This window comes from Chitinophaga qingshengii (genome assembly GCF_014529935.1).
GTDB lineage: Bacteria > Bacteroidota > Bacteroidia > Chitinophagales > Chitinophagaceae > Chitinophaga > Chitinophaga qingshengii.
The window spans coordinates 1984315-2003559 of the sequence record NZ_JACVFC010000001.1; the positions used below are offsets into that span (position 1 = coordinate 1984315).

17 protein-coding genes are annotated in these 19245 nt (G+C 48.2%); 9 read left to right on the forward strand and 8 right to left on the reverse strand.

The genetic code is table 11. The features are described 5' to 3' along the window. Positions 1-132 precede the first annotated feature (132 nt). Entirely contained in the window at positions 133-2031 is a 1899-nt protein-coding gene (dnaK, locus tag ICL07_RS07525) for a molecular chaperone DnaK (RefSeq protein WP_188087305.1), read from the reverse strand. Positions 2032-2335: 304 nt separating this feature from the next. Between dnaK and ICL07_RS07530 the strand changes: the two genes are divergently transcribed. From ICL07_RS07530 to ICL07_RS07555, 6 genes are all read left to right on the forward strand, one after another. Next, on the forward strand, positions 2336-3694 hold the full coding sequence (locus ICL07_RS07530; protein WP_188087306.1) for an OmpA family protein: 1359 nt from the start codon (positions 2336-2338) through the stop codon (positions 3692-3694). Positions 3695-3789: 95 nt separating this feature from the next. Next, positions 3790-4266, forward strand: coding sequence for a GNAT family N-acetyltransferase (locus ICL07_RS07535; RefSeq protein WP_246484988.1), 477 nt, complete (start codon positions 3790-3792; stop codon positions 4264-4266). 82 nt (positions 4267-4348) lie between these two features. Then, a complete protein-coding gene (locus ICL07_RS07540; protein WP_188087308.1) occupies positions 4349-4930 on the forward strand; it encodes a porin family protein in 582 nt (193 codons plus the stop codon). A 117-nt stretch (positions 4931-5047) separates the two neighbouring features. Further along, the gene (argS, locus tag ICL07_RS07545) at positions 5048-6976 is read left to right on the forward strand and encodes an arginine--tRNA ligase (RefSeq protein WP_188087309.1); all 1929 of its coding nucleotides are present in this window, start codon (positions 5048-5050) and stop codon (positions 6974-6976) included. 69 nt (positions 6977-7045) lie between these two features. Beyond that, positions 7046-7618, forward strand: a complete 573-nt coding sequence (locus ICL07_RS07550; protein WP_188087310.1) for a Crp/Fnr family transcriptional regulator — start codon at positions 7046-7048, stop codon at positions 7616-7618. Positions 7619-7677: 59 nt separating this feature from the next. Beyond that, positions 7678-8694 (forward strand): NAD-dependent epimerase/dehydratase family protein, encoded by a 1017-nt coding sequence (locus tag ICL07_RS07555; RefSeq protein WP_188087311.1) that lies wholly within the window; start codon positions 7678-7680, stop codon positions 8692-8694. A 157-nt stretch (positions 8695-8851) separates the two neighbouring features. On the opposite strand, the gene ICL07_RS07560 is transcribed toward ICL07_RS07555, so the two are convergent. From ICL07_RS07560 to ICL07_RS07580, 5 genes are all read right to left on the reverse strand, one after another. Beyond that, the gene (locus ICL07_RS07560; protein WP_188087312.1) at positions 8852-9763 is read right to left on the reverse strand and encodes a tetratricopeptide repeat protein; all 912 of its coding nucleotides are present in this window, start codon (positions 9761-9763) and stop codon (positions 8852-8854) included. 83 nt (positions 9764-9846) lie between these two features. After that, complete coding sequence (locus ICL07_RS07565; RefSeq protein WP_188087313.1) at positions 9847-10338, reverse strand: cytidine deaminase; 492 nt, start codon at positions 10336-10338, stop codon at positions 9847-9849. A gap of 138 nt (positions 10339-10476) precedes the next feature. Continuing rightward, positions 10477-11664 (reverse strand): signal peptidase I, encoded by a 1188-nt coding sequence (gene lepB, locus ICL07_RS07570; RefSeq protein ID WP_188087314.1) that lies wholly within the window; start codon positions 11662-11664, stop codon positions 10477-10479. Between the two features lie 319 nt (positions 11665-11983). Continuing rightward, positions 11984-12634: an alpha/beta hydrolase gene (locus ICL07_RS07575; RefSeq protein WP_188087315.1), complete on the reverse strand. Its 651-nt coding sequence runs from the start codon at positions 12632-12634 to the stop codon at positions 11984-11986. Between the two features lie 12 nt (positions 12635-12646). Then, complete coding sequence (locus ICL07_RS07580; protein ID WP_188087316.1) at positions 12647-13831, reverse strand: sigma-54-dependent transcriptional regulator; 1185 nt, start codon at positions 13829-13831, stop codon at positions 12647-12649. Positions 13832-14114: 283 nt separating this feature from the next. Between ICL07_RS07580 and ICL07_RS07585 the strand changes: the two genes are divergently transcribed. Further along, on the forward strand, positions 14115-14927 hold the full coding sequence (locus ICL07_RS07585) for a serine O-acetyltransferase (protein WP_188087317.1): 813 nt from the start codon (positions 14115-14117) through the stop codon (positions 14925-14927). 8 nt (positions 14928-14935) lie between these two features. Beyond that, on the forward strand, positions 14936-15808 hold the full coding sequence (gene cysM / locus ICL07_RS07590; RefSeq protein WP_188087318.1) for a cysteine synthase CysM: 873 nt from the start codon (positions 14936-14938) through the stop codon (positions 15806-15808). A 147-nt stretch (positions 15809-15955) separates the two neighbouring features. Here cysM and ICL07_RS07595 read toward each other — a convergent pair whose 3' ends face one another. Then, entirely contained in the window at positions 15956-16939 is a 984-nt protein-coding gene (locus tag ICL07_RS07595) for a pyruvate dehydrogenase complex E1 component subunit beta (protein WP_188087319.1), read from the reverse strand. 252 nt (positions 16940-17191) lie between these two features. On the opposite strand from ICL07_RS07595, the gene ICL07_RS07600 reads away from it, so the two are divergent. Beyond that, positions 17192-17812 carry a hypothetical protein gene (locus tag ICL07_RS07600; protein ID WP_188087320.1) on the forward strand — a complete coding sequence of 207 codons (621 nt, stop codon included), beginning with the start codon at positions 17192-17194 and terminating at the stop codon, positions 17810-17812. Positions 17813-17933: 121 nt separating this feature from the next. On the opposite strand, the gene ICL07_RS07605 is transcribed toward ICL07_RS07600, so the two are convergent. Further along, positions 17934-19106 (reverse strand): acetyl-CoA C-acyltransferase, encoded by a 1173-nt coding sequence (locus ICL07_RS07605; protein WP_188087321.1) that lies wholly within the window; start codon positions 19104-19106, stop codon positions 17934-17936. Positions 19107-19245 lie beyond the last annotated feature (139 nt).

Consider the following 19245-nt stretch of genomic DNA (forward strand, 5'->3'; position numbering starts at 1 on the left):
TTTTTTGATTTGTGATTTTTTTATTTCGGGGGTAAAAAATGAGAAGACCGAAGCGATTGATTCGCTTCGGTCTTCCCGTTTATCGATTCACGAAATCAAAAAATCGCAAATCAAAAAATCCGTCAATCAGGATTATTTCACTTCTTCAAACTCTGCATCGGTTACACCGTCGGTACCTGCATTAGGCTGGCCTTGTTGCTGGCCTGCAGCAGCACCTTCCGGTTGGCCCTGGGATGCTTTGTAGATTTCTTCAGAAGCAGCGGTCCATGCAGCTTCCAGTTCAGTAGTCGCAGCATCGAGCTGTGCGCTGTCCTGGGATTTGTGTGCTTCTCTCAGCTTGTTGAGGGCTGTTTCGATGGTCGCTTTTTTATCAGCAGGCACTTTATCGCCGTATTCTTTCAGTTGTTTTTCAGTCTGGAAGATGAGGCTATCTGCTTTATTGAGCTTCTCGATTTTTTCGCGTTGTTCTTTATCGGAAGATTCGTTGGCTTTGGCTTCGGCTTTCATCTTCTCGATTTCTTCCTTGCTCAAGCCGCTACCAGCTTCGATTTTGATGTTCTGTGTTTTACCGGTGCCTTTATCTTTGGCGGTTACGTGCAGGATACCGTTGGCGTCGATATCGAAAGTTACTTCGATCTGGGGAACGCCGCGCGGAGCCGGAGGAATATCGCCGAGGATGAAACGTCCGAGGGTCCTGTTCTGGTTAGCCATTGGTCTTTCACCCTGCAGTACGTGGATTTCCACGCTAGGCTGACTGTCGGCCGCAGTAGAGAACGTTTCGGATTTTTTGCTTGGGATGGTAGTGTTAGACTCGATCAGTTTGGTCATCACACCGCCCATGGTTTCGATACCGAGGGACAGCGGGGTAACGTCGAGCAGCAGTACATCCTTCACTTCACCAGTGAGTACACCACCCTGGATAGCAGCACCTACGGCTACTACTTCATCGGGGTTTACACCTTTGTTTGGTTTTTTACCGAAGAATTTTTCTACCACTTCCTGAATTTTCGGGATACGGGTAGAACCACCTACGAGGATCACCTCATCGATTTCGGAAGTGTTCATACCGGCGTCTTTCAGCGCTTTGCGGCAAGGTTCCAGTGTTCTTTCCACCAGGCTGTCGCTCAGTTGCTCAAATTTAGCGCGGGTCAGTTTTTTCACCAGGTGTTTAGGCACGCCATCAACAGCGGTGATATAAGGCAGGTTAATTTCTGTTTCAGCAGAAGAAGACAGTTCGATTTTAGCTTTTTCGGACGCTTCTTTCAGACGCTGCCAGGACATAGGGTCTTTGTGCAGATCTACGCCTTCGTCTTTTTTGAACTCGTCGGCCAGCCAGTCCATGATCACTTTATCGAAGTCGTCACCACCCAGGTGGGTATCACCGTTGGTAGATTTTACTTCAAATACACCGTCGCCCAGTTCCAGGATGGAGATATCGAAGGTACCGCCACCGAGGTCAAATACAGCGATTTTAGTATCGGTATGTTTTTTATCCAGACCATAAGCCAGGGCGGCTGCGGTAGGTTCGTTGATGATACGGCGTACAGTCAGACCGGCAATTTCACCGGCTTCTTTGGTAGCCTGACGTTGTGCGTCGTTAAAGTAGGCAGGAACGGTGATAACCGCTTCCGTTACTTCCTGGCCCAGGTAATCCTCTGCCGTTTTTTTCATTTTCTGCAGGATCATTGCGGAAATCTCCTGCGGCGTATATAATCTGCCATCGATATCTACGCGGGTGGTGTTGTTATCACCTCTTACCACTTTGTAGCTAACGTGGGTCAATTCATTGCTAACCTCGTCAAAATGACGGCCCATGAAACGTTTTACTGACATAATGGTATTAACGGGGTTGGTAATAGCCTGACGCTTTGCAGGGTCACCTACTTTCCTTTCTCCGTTTTTCAAAAATGCCACAACAGACGGGGTTGTTCTCCTACCCTCATCATTGGCAATCACTACCGGTTCGTTACCTTCCATAACGGCAACGCATGAATTGGTAGTTCCTAAGTCAATGCCTATTATTTTTCCCATAGTATTAAGATTCTCCTTTAGTTGTAAGTTAAAAGTCGTATTTGTCTTACGTTTGTCAATGATTATGCCAAGCAAAAAAATATGAAATTATGTCAGTCAGGTGTCCTATATTTGAACAAGTGGATTGATTATTTGGTTATTTAGTCATTTGTACGACCCGACAAAATGGCCATGCAGCAGGCCATCCTGTGTGAGATTGTTACCCGTTCTTAGCCTCGCCTCAACTTTAGCAGCTATTCATCCCTAGCCTGTATTTGATCATTTTATCAGACAAAGCAACATTGTATCACTTAAGTGTTTTCTTATGAACAAATCCATTATCTGGCGGGCATCCTGTGCCCTCATGGCCCTTACGCCCCTCCTTAGCAATGCCCAGGACCAAACCTCATCAGCGGCTCCCGCCGTACAGCTTTTCAGAGGCCCCCAGGAATACAAGACATGGTCTATTGGCGTCAATGGCGGGCTCCTGGCTCCCGTAGCCGCCACCGGTGGCAGCAATGATTTTACCAAATGGCAGGCATCCGCCGGCTATGGCGCGTATGTAAAATACCAGCTGCTGCATTTTATGGCCCTGCGGGCCGATTATGTGGGTGGTAAACTAAAAGGCGACAACAGCAAAAACCTCGGTAACGGCATGCCGCCTTCCAGCCCCTACAGCTCTTTTGAAACCAAACTGAAATGGTCCGCCTCCCTGAATGCAGTATTTAATATCACCACGGTCAACTGGCTGTTCCGCAAGAACTTTGTGATGTTATACGGCTCCGTGGGCGGTGGTATTGCCGGCTACAACCCTACTCTTACTCCCACCGGCAGCAACAATTCATTCGACTATAAACCCAGCGGCTCCATTAAAGAACTGATCATTCCCGTAGGTGCCGGCCTTAAATTCAGGTTGTCTGAATTCATTAACCTGGACCTGGGTTATACCATGTATTATACCGATGGCGACAACCTCGATGGTTATCCCCACGGCCCCAACAAGGATAAGTTCTCCTATGGCTACGCCGGACTGGAATTTGCCCTCGGCAAAAAAGGCAAGCCCCAGCTGCAATGGCATAACCCCGCCGCAGCCACCTACGACGAGCTGGAAGCACAGAAAGCCTCTCTCCGTACCGCCCTCGACGCTGCCAGTCAGGCTAATGCCAGACTGACCGCCGATGTGGACAAACTGACCAAGGACAGTGACGGCGACGGTGTTTCCGACTTCTTCGATAAATGCCCCGGCACACCAGCCAATACCGCTGTAGACGGTGCAGGCTGCCCGCTGCCTCAACCGGTTATCGAGAAAAAGGAAGAAAAAGTAGTCATCACGGAAGAAGATAACCGCATTGTGAAAGAAGCCATCCAGAACCTGGAATTCGACTTCGCCAAAGCCAGTATCAAACCTCACTCCTACGCCGCGCTCGACAGAGTGGCGGAACTGCTTAAACGCAAAAACCTGAACCTCAAACTGAGCGGCCATACCGACAACGTAGGCAGCAAGGAACGTAACCTGGCACTGTCCAGAGAAAGAGCCGAATCCGTAAAAGCCTATCTCGTGGGTAAAGGGGTGAATGCTTCTAAAATCGAAGCTGTAGGATATGGTATGACCCAGCCTATTGCCAGCAATAAAACCGCTGCCGGCAGACAGAAAAACAGAAGGGTAGAGTTCACCATCTTCTAACCAGCAGTTTATCATCTCCATAAAAAAAAGCGAAGGTTGCTACAACCTTCGCTTTTTTCATTCGCCCTAATTCGTAATTTCATGAGATGGAAACTATGACAATCAGAAAAATTACACCTGCCGACAACCCAGCGCTCGCCCACATCATCAGAACCTCCCTGGCCGAATTTGGGATGGACAGACCCGGAACCGTTTATACCGATCCCACAACGGACAATATATCTACCCTGTATGATCTGCCCAGGGCCACTTATTTTGTAGCGGAAGAAAACGGGATCGTCCTCGGCGGCGCCGGTATCCATCCCCTGGACGGCGGAGAAGACCATGTATGTGAACTGCAGAAGATGTACCTGCTACCCGCCGCCAGAGGTAAAGGACTGGCCGGAAAACTGATTACCCTCTGCCTGGAATATGCCAAAGCCAACGGCTATACCCAGTGTTACCTGGAAACAGATCCCCAGCTCGCCAGGGCAAGACAGGTATATGAACAATTCGGATTCCGGTACCTGACAGGCCCTATGGGCAACACCGGCCATTTTGGCTGTGACAGCTGGATGTTAAAGGATTTATAGCCTTCCACGTTCCGTAGTTATTTATGCACTGCTCAAATCCGGCATAGTTCTTGGTCACTGGGCGGACATAAAAATACATATCATGAAAAAACTTATTCTGTCTGGTATACTCGCCATTGGTACTGTACTGGCAGTAAAAGCACAAACCGTAAAATTTGGTGTAAAAGGCGGTCTTAACCTGGCAAAACTCACCAACGAAAGTTCTGCTAAAACCCGTGCTTCCTTCTATGCCGGAGGCCTGGTAAACATTGCGCTCGACGAAAACTGGGCTATCCAGCCGGAGCTGCTGTATTCCGGACAAGGTACCAAAATGAAAGACAGTTTTCTGGGAGGGTTGATTACTACGCAAAGCACCGTTAAACTGGATTATATCAATATCCCCCTGATGGTGCAATACTCCATCGTTCCTGCGTTTTACCTGGAAGCAGGCCCACAGCTGGGTATCCTGGCCAGTGCCAAAGCAAAAGCCGGTAAAAACACCGTAGATATCAAAGACAATATGAAAACAGTGGATTTTGGTATCGGCGTAGGTTTCGGGTATAAATTCGATATGGGATTAGGCGTTTCCGGCCGTTATAACTTCGGGCTGACCAACATCTATGACAACAGCAGATATACCAGCAAGAACTCCGTAGCACAGATTGGTTTGTTCTATATGTTCTAATAGTGTAAACAGTATACATCATTGAAGGCTGGCCTTTGAGGCCAGCCTTTTTGCGTTTGAAAGCACACCTTAGCTTTAAACCCACTATCTTTGCTGCTCGTATTAATCATTTTCAGTATGAGTGTCGTACAATCCATTAGAACGGCTGCAGCTGCAGCCATTAAATCACTTTACAACCAGGACATCGCAGCGGCCGATATTTCGATCAATGTGACCAAGCCTGAGTTCCAGGGTGAGTATACCATTGTTGTTTTCCCTTTCACCAAATTCAGCCGGCAAAAACCAGATGAAACTGCGCAAAATATCGGAACCTGGCTTACTGCCAACCATCCTGAACTGATTGCCGGTTTTAATGTGGTAAAAGGCTTCCTCAACCTGGACATCTATCCGGGATACTGGACTGCATTTCTGCAACAGAACTACAACGACAAAAACATCGGTATACAGCCCTCCAACGGGAAAAAAGTGATGGTGGAATACTCTTCCCCCAATACCAACAAACCGCTGCACCTGGGCCACCTGCGTAATAACTTCCTGGGCTACTCCATCGCTGAGATCCTGAAAGCCAACGGCTATGATGTGGTGAAAGTAAACCTCGTCAATGACCGCGGTATTCACATCTGTAAATCCATGCTGGCCTGGCAACTGTTTGCCCATGGCGATACTCCGGAAACTACCGGCATCAAAGGCGATCACCTGGTAGGCGACTACTACGTGAAATTTGAATCCGTGGTGAAAGAACAAGCCGAACCCATCATCGACCGGGTACTGGAAAACGATTTCCAGGACTTCGAAGGCGCCGATGTGGAAAAACTCACCAAACTGGTGACCGCCCTGCATAAACCCGAAGTAAAAGCCGACAAGGATAAAACCGATAAAATTATGGGCGACATCAAAGAGATGTCCCGTAATAAAACGGAGATCATGCAGCAGGCTAAAATCATGCTGCAGCAGTGGGAAGCCGGTAACCCGGAAGTACGCCACCTGTGGGCCACCATGAATGGCTGGGTATACGAAGGTTTTGAAAAAACCTACAAACGCCTGGGCATCGACTTCGATAAAATGTACTACGAAAGCGATACCTACCTGCTGGGTAAAGATCTCGTTAACGACGGTCTGGAAAAAGGCGTGCTGTTCAAAAAAGAAGATAACTCTGTCTGGATAGACCTCACCGCCGACGGACTGGACGAAAAACTGTTGCTCCGCGGCGACGGCACTTCCGTATACATGACACAGGACCTGGGCACCGCCCGGCTGAAATACGACGACTACCACATGGAACAAAGTATCTACGTGGTGGCCGACGAACAAAACTATCACTTCAAAGTACTGCAGCTGATCCTGCAGAAACTGGGAGAACCTTCTGCACCCGGTATTTTCCACCTCAGCTACGGCATGGTGGAACTTCCCCATGGCCGCATGAAAAGCCGGGAAGGCACCGTGGTAGACGCCGACGATATGATCGAGGAAATGGTGAACACAGCGAAAGAAGCTACCCAGGTAGCGCTCGAGAAACATACCGACATCATGGAAGCCGAACTGCAGGAACTATATGAAACCATTGGCCTGGGCGCCATGAAGTTCTTCCTGCTGCGGGTAGATCCTAAGAAAAGAATGATCTTCAATCCGGAAGAATCTATCGAGCTGCGTGGCTTTACCGGTCCGTTTATCCAGTATGCACATGCACGTATCAAGTCTATCTTAAGAGAGACAGGCCCGGTAGAAGGACTGGAAAACTTCCAATACAAAGGCGACCTGTTGCCGCTGGAGAAAGAACTGATTGTACTCAACGAGCAGTTCCCCGGCATCCTCGCAGAGGCACACCGTGAGATGAGCCCCGCTGTGATAGCCAACTATGCTTTCCTGCTGGCTCAAACACTCAACTCTTTCTATGCCGAAAAAGTAGAAGGCGTGTATATTTATTCCATTCTGCGGGAACAAAATGAAGACAAGAAAAAATTAAGATTACAACTGATCACCCTTACAGCCAATACCATCCGTCAATGTATGAAGCTGTTAGGCATCAACGTACCGGAAAGGATGTAATCTTCTGCCGGATAAAATACAAAAAGGGCAAAGCAGTAACTGCTTTGCCCTTTTTGCTACCTTTACAACATGCACGATCCACTGATCCATCTTATTACCCAAAGCGTAAACCTCTCTGATCCGGAAAAGGAGTTGTGCAGACAATATTTTGAGCCGGTGTTATATCCCAAAAACCGGATACTGGAAGAAGAAGGAAAAGTTCCCCGTTACCTGTATTTCATTGTTAGCGGCTTTGTGCGTTTATTCCATTACAACGACAAGGGAGAGGAAGTCACCACGCATATCAATTGTCCCCCCGGCTTTATTACCTCCTATACGCATTTTGTAAACCAAACCCGGGCCGACGAAAACCTGGAATGTATCACCGGGTGTACACTTTTACGGATTACGAAGACCGATCTCGACCTGCTGATACAACAAAGTCCGGCGTTTAAAGACTTTAGTATCCTGGTGTTTCAGCAGTCTTTGTCCTACAATGAAAAACGCTCCAGGGAGCTGAGTACCCTGAGTGCAGAACAGCGTTATTTAAAACTGATGGACGAACATCCTGAATTGCTCCAACATGTTCCGATGCAGTATATCGCCTCTTTCCTGGGCATGAATCCCAAAAGTTTAAGCCGTATCCGCAAACAGATTAAGTAACATTTGTGACCTGTTATTGAAAAGGCAAGGCAGAACTTTGTCCTATCAAATCAATGGATATGACACAAAAAAATTTAGCGCTGGTATCCGGCGCCAATGGCCACCTGGGCAATAACCTGGTAAGATTACTGTTAAAAAAAGGTATTCCTGTGCGGGCTTCTGTCCGCAACCTTCAACATAAAAGTTGTTTCAAAGACCTGGATTGTGAAGTAGTACAGGCAGACATTACCGACAAGGCTTCCTTTAAACGGGCCTTGCAAGGGGTAGATACGTTTTATGCCGTAGGCGCTGCTTTTAAATTATGGGCTAAAGACCCGAAGAAAGAGATTTATGATGTGAACATGCAGGGCACGCGCAATACTATCACAGCAGCTGCTGAAGCGGGTGTAAGGAGAATTGTTTACGTCAGTTCCATTGCTGCACTGGACTATACCCATATTCCCACCAAAGAAAGTAATGGTTACAATCCTGACCGGCGGGATATGTATTATAACTCCAAAAATGATGGCGAAAAGCTGGCTTTTCAGCTGGCGAAGGACCTGGGTATTGAGCTCGTATCCGTGATGCCGGGAGCCATGATAGGCGGTGAGGCTTTTCTGCCGCTGAATGTCTCCTATGGTGTCTTAAAACTGATTTTAAATAAACAGATTCCGGTCGACACGGGGATTACGCTGAACTGGGTAGATGTAATGGATGTAGCAGAAGGCTGTTACCTGGCTGCACAGAAAGGACGGTCAGGCGAGCGTTATATTCTCGCCAATGAAAAATGTATGACGATAACGGACACGACTAAACTGGCGCAGGAGCTTTACCCGGCGTTACAACTCAAGGTACCGGGCGCCGTTCCAAAGTTTATGTTGTATGCTATTGCCGGGCTGATGGAGTTTTCAGCTAAACTGAAAGGAAAACCACCTTTGCTCACCACCAAGGAAATTGCCATGTTTTCCGGCTTGCAGCAGGATTTTGATATCAGCAAATCCAGGAACGAACTGGGATTTCAGCCGAAAGATAACCGGCAGGTGGTGAAAGAGGCGTTGGCTTACCTGCTGGCGCATCCCGAACTGCTGCAGGCATAAAAATAAACGCTGCGGTCCTTTGAGGGGCCGCAGCGTTAGCAGCTTACGGCCGCCGTGGCCGAAACTGCCGAAGAAAATACCACAGCTAGCAGCAACGAAAAAGGAGCTTGCCAGTCCTTGATGCGTCGTTTTTAATCCTTCCTCACTGTGGCAAATATCATTTAATAGTGCCTGTTGCTGTCGCTTTGTCGCAAAGGGCCATCCCTTTCTCCATCTCACCCTTACCCATATACGACTTTCCGAGCATAAACATAGCAAAAGCATTTGTAGGTTGCAAGTGTAATACTTTTTCCCATTGACAAACAGCCGCTTCAAAATCGCCCTTGCCATAAAAAGCCTGTGCCAGGTTGAACAGGATCTGTTCATCATCCGGCTGTTGTTGCAGTGCTTTCAGCAGGCAGTCAATACCTTTCTCTGTTTGTTCCAGCTGTAACCATGCGGCGCCGGTGTTGAACAGGAAAACCGCGTCCTGCCGGCATCCCAGCCTGGCAGCTTTTTCAAAGGCGTGCACCGCTTTTTGTGCGTCGGATACATTGAACCACATCATTCCCAGTTCGTACCAGGCAGCGGTATGGGTGCTGTCTATGCGCAGGTCCTGCTGATAATAGTATATGCTTTCCCGGTAGTTACCCAGCTGGGCGTACAACTGTGCCAGCTGATAGGGTACCATGCTGTTGTGTGGTTCTTCCTGCGCGGCCTGTTGCAGTGCTTCCAAAGCGTTTTCGTACTGATGCAGGTAATAATAACTCAGTCCTATCTGCCGGCTCATGTTGGGAGCGCCGAGCTGCTGTGCCTTACGGCAACAAAACAACGCATCTGCGTATGATTTCTTTTCAAAGTAAAGATCTCCCAGGGCACTATAGGCAGCAGTATAGTTACTATCCGCCCTGATGGCCGCTGCAAAACGCTGGCGGGCCACTTCCGGCTGACCGGATTTTCTGAAGGCAACTCCTTCCCGGTAAAGATCACGGGCTTTATCATACCAACTGTTCAACGGCGCTGCGGTAGCGGCAGATATGGTCAGCGTGAGCATCACAACATGCAGGCATAGGATAAGGCGGCTGGTCATTAGTTATAGGCTTCCTTACAAAGATAATATTATTTAAATATTTATATATATTATTATTTTGAGGATAGCTATCTGATAGCCAGTTACTTTTCCGTCATGTCAGCAGCAGAAAAACCCAGTGGCAGTAAGTCGTTGGCTTTATTGACGACATACACTTTACCGGTAAGTCCACCCAGGATAAGCCGGATAGGGCCTTCCTGGCGCAGTTCATATTCTGCCAGTGTTTGGCGGCAAACCCCACAAGGGGAGATCGGATGTCCGCTATCGCCATGCATATTATTATAGCTGATAGCAATGGTATCCACCGGAACATCGGGGTAAGCGGAGGAGGCGGCAGACAAGGCCACTCTTTCCGCACAAAGTCCCGCAGGGAAAGCAGCATTTTCCTGGTTGGAACCTGCCACAATTTCACCGTTCACCAAACGGATCACGGCTCCTACCTGGAAGTGGGAATAGGGGGCATAGGCGTGACGGGTAACATCCCGCGCTTCCTTCAGCAGCCAGGCATCTTTGTCATCCAGGCCAGTAATATCATTATATACCCAAAATTCAAATTGTTGCAGTTGTTTCTCCATAAAAAAAGTGTGAGGTTGTTTAACGTATAGCCTTTACCGGGGTACGCCTGAAACGGGGCTATAAAGGGGGTAAAGACAACTACGGACCGGCAACATGCCAGTCCGTAATTTACTCTAAAAAATATTTTCAGCCAGTGGTTATTTGATGCCTTTGAACAGGCGGCTCCAACGGATGCCGCTATCGCCATAGCTCATCCAGATGAGCCAGGCCTTACCTACTACGTGATCTTCCGGAACGAAGCCCCAGAAGCGGGAATCGAGGGAGTTATTACGGTTGTCGCCCATCATCCAGTAGTAGTTCATTTTGAAGGTGTAGCTATCGGCAGGCTGACCGTTGATGATAAATTTACCATCTTTTCTTTCGAGGGTATTGCCTTCATACACGCGGATTACGCGGTCGTAGATGGCAATATTGTTCTCATCCAGTTTTACGGTAGCGCCTTTTTTCGGAATATAGAGCGGACCGAAGTTTTCGTCTGTCCATTTGAAATGCGCCGTATCATGCGGGAACACCATGTTGTAGTTGAAGTCAGCGTAGCTGGATTCTTCGTATACGGTGATATTCTTCACGATCGGGAATTGTTTCAGCGCCGCTACATTGTCCGGTGTGAGGTTGTAGATATATTTAGCGTTGTCCAGCGTGTATTCAGGACCGGTAATACCCAGTTCCTCCAGGCGGCTGCTGTTGAGCTGATCGCCGGTTGTTTCCACCACGTATCTGTGCTGGCTTCCGGGAGGTACCGGTGCAGGCTGACCGTTGACATATACCGCGCCATGTATAACCTGCATCGTGTCGCCGGCTTCCGCCATGCAGCGTTTGATGTAGTTTTCCCTTTTATCTACCGGGCGGTGAATAATTTTATAGGAGTTATTAACAGCCTGCCAGCCGTTTTGTCTGACCATGTTGTAGTAGCTGGGATCGGGTGAATCGATGGCTACGGTGTCTCCTTCCGGGAAGTTGAATACCACCACGTCGTATCGTTTGATATCGGAGAAACCGGGGAGGCGTTTATATTTCCATTTAATTGCTTCGGAGTAGGCTTTGGTGGACTTGGTGAAAGGCATGGTATGATGCACAAAAGGCATTGCCAGCGGCGTCATTGGAATACGGGGGCCATAACTGATTTTGCTGACGAAGAGGAAGTCGTTTACCAGCAAGGTCTTTTCCATGGAAGGTGTAGGAATGGTATAGGCCTCAAAAATAAAAGTGCGGATAAGCGTGGCTGCTATGATAGCAAAGATACCAGCGTCCAACCATTCTCTCGCCGTAGATTTCTTTTTCTTTGGCTGACCTTCTTTATTTTTTTTCCAAAATGCCAGATTCATTCAAATACGCTTATTAGATGCTTAAAAAGGCAAATATAATATTCTGTTGTTAGTGAGACACTTTTCGCGGGGAAAAGTTTTCTTAAAAATAGCTTAAATAATACAGCTATAGCTATTAAAATTAAAAATAATGTTTTTAAACCGCAAATAGTTCACGCAAAGACGCAAAGACGCAAAGCAGCAAAGTACGCAAAGGTTTTTTAAGTTTAAAATAAGAAAGCAAAGGAGCGAAGATCAAATGTTGATCTTCGCTCCTTTGCTTTCTTTTATTCGCTTTAATAATCTTTGCGCTCTTTGCTGCTTTGCGCCTTTGCGAGCGTTATAACATTGTTTCCGTGAGGATACGGTTGATTTCCGCAGCGCGGTTCAGCACCATAAAATGACCTCCATCGGGGATTACATGGGTAGGCTTTACAAAACGGAGGGGAAAAGGCATGTCTTTTCCACCGTGTATATGCACCAGGTTGGAAGGCACGGCCTCGTTTTCCCAGTGCAGGATGGCATTTACCGCCCATCGCAGGTAACCGTAATCCCGTTTGGAGAGGTATTCCTGTACCAGCTGTCTTTCTGCCGGCGTTTCGATATTCAGGAATTTTTTAACCACCAGGCTTCTTTGCCGGTAAATCAGGGAATCGGGCAACTGGTGCAGGCGGAGTTTACGTACCCAGTTGTAATAAGGTGGTTTTTCCGAGGTGTGTTTTATGCTCGACAGCAGGATGTTTTGAGCCACAGGGCGGACACGGGCTATCTCCAGGCTCATGATACCGCCAAAAGACACGCCCATCAAAGAAATGGGCCCATCAGCAGTAATACCGCCGGCCATACGGGCGGCGTAACTGCCGATGGGCTCATCGGGAAGCGGTTGTATCCACTTCAGGTGATGTATCTCATAACCGGCCGGGAAACGCAGGTTGTTGAAGATGCGTTCATCGGCCCCGAGACCGCTAATGAGATACAAATGTCTGTTCATATGCTGTCAGATTCAGGAGCCTGCTTTTTTTCTTTCGCGGGTAGGCACCACAAAGTCTTCCACATCTTCCACGGTGATGGTTTTACCGGAGAGGATCACCAGTCTTTCCACCACGTTGCGCAGTTCACGGATATTACCTGACCAGTTATGGTTTTGCAGCGCCTTCATAGCGTCTTTATCGATAGCCTTGCGGGCGATGCCGTATTCATTGCATACCGTATCGAGGAAGTTGTCTACCAGCAGCGGCACGTCATCGCGGCGATCGTTCAGCGCCGCCACATGGATGAGGATCACGCTCAGGCGATGATACAGGTCGAGCCGGAAGTTTTTCTCTTCCACTTCCTTCAGCAGATCTTTATTGGTAGCGGCCACCACTCTTACATCCACGCTGATTTCCTTATCGCCGCCCACCCGGGTAATTTTTCCTTCCTGGAGGGCGCGGAGCACTTTAGCTTGTGCGCTGAGGCTCATATCGCCAATTTCATCGAGGAAAAGGGTACCGCCGGAGGCTTGTTCAAATTTGCCGATGCGTTGTTTCACGGCAGAGGTAAAGGAACCTTTTTCGTGTCCGAAAAGTTCACTTTCTATCAGTTCGCTGGGGATAGCGGCGCAGTTCACTTCCACCATCGGGCCGGAGGCGCGGTTACTGCGTTCGTGCAGCCAGCGGGCCACCAGTTCCTTCCCTACCCCGTTTTCACCCGTAATGAGCACACGGGCATCCGTAGGCGCTACTTTCTCGATCGTTTCCCGGATTTTCAGGATCGGGGCAGAATCACCGATCATTTCCGGTACTTTGTTCACCTTACGGCGCAGCGTTTTGGTTTCTGTGACCAGTTTGGTTTTATCCATCGCATTGCGCAGGGTGATCAGCAGCCGGTTGAGGTCCGGTGGTTTAGAGATATAATCATAGGCGCCTTTTTTCACGGCATCTACGGCAGTATCGATATTACCGTGGCCGGATACCATGATGATAGGCGTATCCTGGTTAACTTCCCGGGCTTTTTCCAGGAATTCCAGGCCATCCATTTTAGGCATTTTGATATCACACAATACTGCATCGTATTGTTTTGCCTGGAACATTTTAAATCCTTCCAAGCCGTCCGCAGCTTCATCTACCTTATAACCTTCATAGCTCAGAATTTCAGTAAGTGTTTTACGGATGCTTTTTTCGTCGTCAATAATTAAAATGTTAGCCATAGCGATTGTTGAGATTTATGATACCGGTATAGTCCGGTAGTAATCAGCGCCAAAAATAACGGAGATTTGGCTATTTTTTGATTTTGTTATTTAGATATTTAAAATGCAGCGAAGATTAATCGCATTAAATCTACGTAAATTAACATATGATTATCTCCGCTGCATTTTAAATATCTAAATAACAAAATTCGAAAATTCCTAAATGAAAAGTCTACTAACTTTACAGGGAATTAATGAGTAATTTTAACACAGCAATGAATTAGATCTGTAATTCCGTCCGCATATGAGCGATTTTCTGGAAGAATTAAAGCGGAGACACCAATTGGCAGCCGCAAATGCTTATCCCGCCACCAGTGCCGTAAGTGATTTTGCCAATAGTCTGATTAATTGGTTATTCCCCGAACATACCGGCCAGGTAATGGCCGACCCTGTTCTCCTGAAGGAGTATGGGCGCAAGCTGGAGAAGCAGCTGGAATCCCTGCTGCAACCGATGCAGCATCAGTTGCCCGAAGAAGCGGGCCATATCAGCCGGGCGTTCATGAGCCGGGTACCTGTGATATATGACGAATTAACCAAAGATGCAAACGCCATTTTCCAGGGAGATCCGGCAGCTACCTGTCTGTATGAAGTGATACGGGCATATCCCGGATTTTATGCCATCGCCTTTTACCGGATGGCCCATGCCTTGTATGAGCTGAAGATCCCGTTGTTACCCAGGATGATCACGGAGCTGGCGCATGCCCGCACCGGTATTGATATTCATCCGGGAGCGGTAATAGCGCCGTTCTTCTGCATAGACCACGGCACCGGTATTGTGATCGGGGAAACGACGGTGATTGGCCAGCATGTTAAATTATACCAGGGTGTAACACTGGGTGCGCTCAGTATTGAAAAAACCATGGCCCGCAACAAGCGGCACCCCACTATTGAAGATCATGTAGTGATCTATGCGGGCGCCACTATCCTCGGCGGCGACACTGTTATCGGCCATCATAGCGTGATTGGCGGTAATGTATGGCTGATACGGAGTGTAGAGCCTTTTTCCCGGATCTATTATAAAGCAGAGCATAAGTTTCTGGAGAGTAATCACGAATAACAACCCTTATGGCAACAATACTGGACCTCGTGGGCAATACGCCCATGGTGGAATTACAACGGATACCGGAGAACCCGGATGTTAAGATCTACGCCAAACTGGAAGGCACCAATCCCGGCGGGAGTGTGAAAGACAGGGCCGCCTATGGCATGATCAAAGGAGCACTGGACAGGGGAGAGATCCGCAGCGGTACCCGGCTGATAGAAGCTACCAGCGGCAATACCGGCATCGCTCTGGCGATGATTGCCAACCTGTTTGGGATTGAAATAGAACTGGTAATGCCGGCAGACTCCACCCGGGAGCGGGTGCAGAGCATGGAGGCCTACGGCGCCAAAGTGGTACTGGAGGAATCTATGGAAGCATCCATCGATTATGCCAATGCCCAGGTGGAAAAAGGCGGCTATGTGATGCTGAACCAGTTTGCCAATCCCGACAACTACGGCATGCACTATAAAACCACCGGTCCGGAAATATGGCGGGACACCGCCGGCCAGATCACTCATTTCGTGAGTGCGATGGGTACTACCGGCACTATTATGGGCGTTTCCCGGTACCTGAAAGAGCAGAACCCTTCCGTGCAGATCGTGGGCTGTCAGCCTACAGAAGGCTCTAAAATACCCGGTATCCGTAAATGGCCGGAGGCCTATCTCCCTAAAATATTCGATAAAACGAGAGTAGATGTGACCATGGACATTTCCGAAGCGGAAGCGCGTGCGATGACCAAAAGGCTGGCCAGGGAAGAAGCTATTTTCTGTGGTATGAGCAGCGGCGGCGCTATCGCAGCAGCCTTGCGGCTGTCGAAGGAACTCACCAGCGGCGTGATTGTGGCCATTATCTGTGACCGGGGCGACCGGTACCTTTCCAGTGACCTTTTTTCCTGATTTTGTGATTTACGGATTTCGGGATTTACGGATTTCGGGATTTATAAAAAGCGAAGACCTGAGCGATATATGTTTGCTCAGGTCTTCGCTTTTTATAAATCCCGAAATCCGTAAATCCCGAAATTTCAAAATCCGTAAATTCCCGGATTATTTCTTCATATACATTACTTCCTTCACCAGTTTCACGGTACGTTCGATATCCGGCATATACAGTTTCACCAGGTTAGGCGCGTAGTGCATCGGTGCATCCGGTGCGGTGATACGACGGATCGGCGCATCGAGGTAGTCGAAACCTTCTTTCTGGATGCGGTAAGCGATTTCGGAAGAAACGCTGGAGAATGGCCATTGTTCTTCCACGATCACCAGGCGGTTGGTTTTCTTCACAGATTCCAGGATGGTGAACCAGTCCAGCGGACGGATGGTGCGGAGGTCGATCACTTCCGCTTCGATACCTTCTTTTGCCAGTTCTTCTGCTGCGCCCAGGGCTACTTTCATCATTTTATTGAAAGAAACGATGGTCACATCTTTACCGGCACGTTTGATATCTGCTTTACCGATCGGGATGATATATTCTTCTTCCGGTACTTCGCCCATATCGCCGTACATCACTTCACTTTCCATGAAAACAACCGGATCGTCGTCGCGGATAGCCGCTTTGAGCAAACCTTTGGCATCGTATGGATTGGAAACGGAGATCACTTTCAGGCCCGGGATGTTAGCATAGTAGCTTTCGAAAGCGGTGGAGTGCTGAGCGCCCAGCTGGCCGGCAGAACCGTTAGGTCCGCGGAAAACGATCGGGCAACCAATCTGGCCGCCACTCATGGCGAGCATTTTGGAAGCCGTATTCAGAATCTGGTCTAATGCCAGCGTTGCAAAGTTCCAGGTCATAAATTCCACTACCGGGCGAAGGCCGTTCTGCGCAGCACCAACGCCAATGGCAGCAAATCCGAGTTCAGCGATCGGCGTGTCAATCACACGTTTCGGACCAAACTCATCGAGCATTCCCTGGCTCACTTTATAAGCACCATTGTATTCGGCTACTTCCTCCCCCATCAGGAATACCCGTTCATCACGGCGAAACTCCTCCTGCAGGGCTTCTCTTAAGGCTTGTCTGAAAGCTATCTGACGCATGCTATTCTTAATAAAGTTTGAAAGTTTAAGTGCCTGATTGTCGTAAGGCAGGGCAAAAATATTGTTTGTTGATGAAAAAGCAAAGGATTAATAATTAATATGACAAACCCAACCCCGTTATTTATTTATTTGATTATTTTTATATTTTAATATTTTTATATATTAATTAAACGGGTTAAATGCGCAAAAGAGCGATCGATTGCAGTCATCCGCACTAAATATTAAAATAATTAAATATCTAAATAACTACATATGGTAACGCTGACCATCCTCACTATCTGCTTTTTAACGGCTTTATCCTTTAAAATCAAAAAGGTAAAGTGGCCGGTAGCATTGGCGCTTACCTGGTATATCCACCTGGTCTTTCTTTTTTTTACGGTGATTTGCCTGTTCCTGATGATCAATGGGTATGGATTTAAGGGCACGCAGACAGAAAGGGTGTTCTTTACGCTCTATGCCGGCAGCGGCATGATCCTGTACGGTCTGAGCAAGCCCGGTACCGACGCCCGGTACGCCTACCTGCTGCTGCTTTTTGGTTTTCCGTTTATCCTGTTAGTGGGACTGATTATACCACCCTTCCGCATCTTCGCCCTGGTAGCCACGCTCACGCTGCTGTCTGACAGCGATTTCCGCCGCTATACGATCGACGATGACCATGCCCTGCAAAGCAAAACAAGCGGCATACTGTCAGCAACGCCTACCTACAGCCTGATTACGGATAAATACTGGTTTTTTGAAGAAATTACACCGGATGTCATCAACCCTAAAGAAACGGTAAAAAACCTGCGGTTGACTAAAAAAGGAACGGACAGCGTACGGGTACAATGGGGTTACGGACCCATGCGCAAAGACACGCTCCTGGTATTAGAATGATTTACGGATTTTTTGATTTACGAATTTTGGAATTTAAAATGCAGCGAAGATTACATCATATAACAAGTTCTTCGCTGCATTTTAAATTCCAAAATTCGTAAATCAAAAAATCCGTAAATCCCTATGCTTTTTCTATGATAATAGCGCTGGCGCCACCACCACCGTTACAGATGGCAGCTACGCCATAGCGGGCATTATTTTCATGCAGGATAGAATTGAGGGTTACCACAATCCTGGCGCCGCTGCAACCGATCGGGTGTCCCATCGCTACAGCGCCACCCCATACGTTCACCTTGTCCATCGGCATGTTCAGGTCTCTGGCGTTGGCAATCGGAACACAGGAGAAGGCTTCATTCACTTCTGCAAAATCCATATCGCCGATTTGCAGGTTAGCTTTCTTCAGTGCGTTCTGTACCGCTTTCACCGGTGTAGTGGTAAACCACTCAGGCGCCTGGGAAGCATCGGCAAAACTTACGATTTTGGCCAGCGGTTTCAGGCCCAGCTCTTTCAGTTTCTCTCCGCTCACCAGCACTACGGCAGCAGCGCCATCATTGATATTGGACGCGTTGGCAGCCGTGATGGTACCATCTTTCTGGAAAGTAGGTTTCAGGGTAGGTACTTTTTCGAGGATGACTTTTTTATAGTCCTCATCTTCCGACACGGTTACCACTGTTTTACCCGGCACTTCTACGGGTACCACTTCTTTTTTGTAATATCCTTTTTCCCAGGCTACCGCTGCGCGGCGATAACTTTCAATGGCATAGGCGTCCTGGTCTTCCCGGGTAATTTTGTATTCCGCCGCACAGAGTTCCGCCGCATTGCCCATGTGGAAATCTTTGTAAGGGTCCCAGAGGCCGTCGCGGATAATAGCGTCGGTAATGGTACCATGACCCAGTTTATAGCCGGTACGGGCTTTATCCAGGTAATAAGGCGCCTGGCTCATGCTTTCCATACCGCCGGCCACCACAATGTCATTATCTCCCAGCTGAATGCTTTGTGCACCCAGCATAATGGCTTTCATACCGGAAGCGCATACCTTGTTGATGCCGGTGGCAGGTACCGTATTCGGTAAACCTGCACCCAGACTGGCCTGCGTGGCTGGCGCCTGCCCCAGGTTAGCACTGAGTACATTACCCATATATACTTCATTGACCTTAGCGGCGTCTATGCCTGATTGCGCCAGCGCAGCTTTGATAACGGCGGAGCCCAGCTTTACGGCTGAAACACCGGACAACGTGCCATTGAAACCTCCAATGGGTGTACGTACTGCAGCTACTATAAAAACTTCTTTCATCTGATTAATAAGATTGATTTGGCTTGTTTGGATAATCTACCAAATATAAGGAAAGCTGATTTGGAAAAAACAGCAGGCGGCTAACGAATTTTGAGCGAAAAACAGCAAATGGTGAAAGCTGTTTAATGTATCGCCCGGG

What these genes read in the sequence shown, in the direction of transcription:
- ICL07_RS07565 (WP_188087313.1), bottom strand. Translation starts at nt 10,338, where the DNA reads ATGGAGAAACAACTGCAACAATTTGAATTTTGGGTATATAATGATATT.
- ICL07_RS07605 (WP_188087321.1), bottom strand. Translation starts at nt 19,106, where the DNA reads ATGAAAGAAGTTTTTATAGTAGCTGCAGTACGTACACCCATTGGAGGT.
- ICL07_RS07540 (WP_188087308.1), top strand. Translation starts at nt 4,349, where the DNA reads ATGAAAAAACTTATTCTGTCTGGTATACTCGCCATTGGTACTGTACTG.
- ICL07_RS07560 (WP_188087312.1), bottom strand. Translation starts at nt 9,763, where the DNA reads ATGACCAGCCGCCTTATCCTATGCCTGCATGTTGTGATGCTCACGCTG.
- dnaK (WP_188087305.1), bottom strand. Translation starts at nt 2,031, where the DNA reads ATGGGAAAAATAATAGGCATTGACTTAGGAACTACCAATTCATGCGTT.
- cysM (WP_188087318.1), top strand. Translation starts at nt 14,936, where the DNA reads ATGGCAACAATACTGGACCTCGTGGGCAATACGCCCATGGTGGAATTA.
- ICL07_RS07585 (WP_188087317.1), top strand. Translation starts at nt 14,115, where the DNA reads ATGAGCGATTTTCTGGAAGAATTAAAGCGGAGACACCAATTGGCAGCC.
- argS (WP_188087309.1), top strand. Translation starts at nt 5,048, where the DNA reads ATGAGTGTCGTACAATCCATTAGAACGGCTGCAGCTGCAGCCATTAAA.
- ICL07_RS07550 (WP_188087310.1), top strand. Translation starts at nt 7,046, where the DNA reads ATGCACGATCCACTGATCCATCTTATTACCCAAAGCGTAAACCTCTCT.
- ICL07_RS07535 (WP_246484988.1), top strand. Translation starts at nt 3,790, where the DNA reads ATGACAATCAGAAAAATTACACCTGCCGACAACCCAGCGCTCGCCCAC.
- lepB (WP_188087314.1), bottom strand. Translation starts at nt 11,664, where the DNA reads ATGAATCTGGCATTTTGGAAAAAAAATAAAGAAGGTCAGCCAAAGAAA.
- ICL07_RS07580 (WP_188087316.1), bottom strand. Translation starts at nt 13,831, where the DNA reads ATGGCTAACATTTTAATTATTGACGACGAAAAAAGCATCCGTAAAACA.
- ICL07_RS07575 (WP_188087315.1), bottom strand. Translation starts at nt 12,634, where the DNA reads ATGAACAGACATTTGTATCTCATTAGCGGTCTCGGGGCCGATGAACGC.
- ICL07_RS07530 (WP_188087306.1), top strand. Translation starts at nt 2,336, where the DNA reads ATGAACAAATCCATTATCTGGCGGGCATCCTGTGCCCTCATGGCCCTT.
- ICL07_RS07555 (WP_188087311.1), top strand. Translation starts at nt 7,678, where the DNA reads ATGACACAAAAAAATTTAGCGCTGGTATCCGGCGCCAATGGCCACCTG.
- ICL07_RS07600 (WP_188087320.1), top strand. Translation starts at nt 17,192, where the DNA reads ATGGTAACGCTGACCATCCTCACTATCTGCTTTTTAACGGCTTTATCC.
- ICL07_RS07595 (WP_188087319.1), bottom strand. Translation starts at nt 16,939, where the DNA reads ATGCGTCAGATAGCTTTCAGACAAGCCTTAAGAGAAGCCCTGCAGGAG.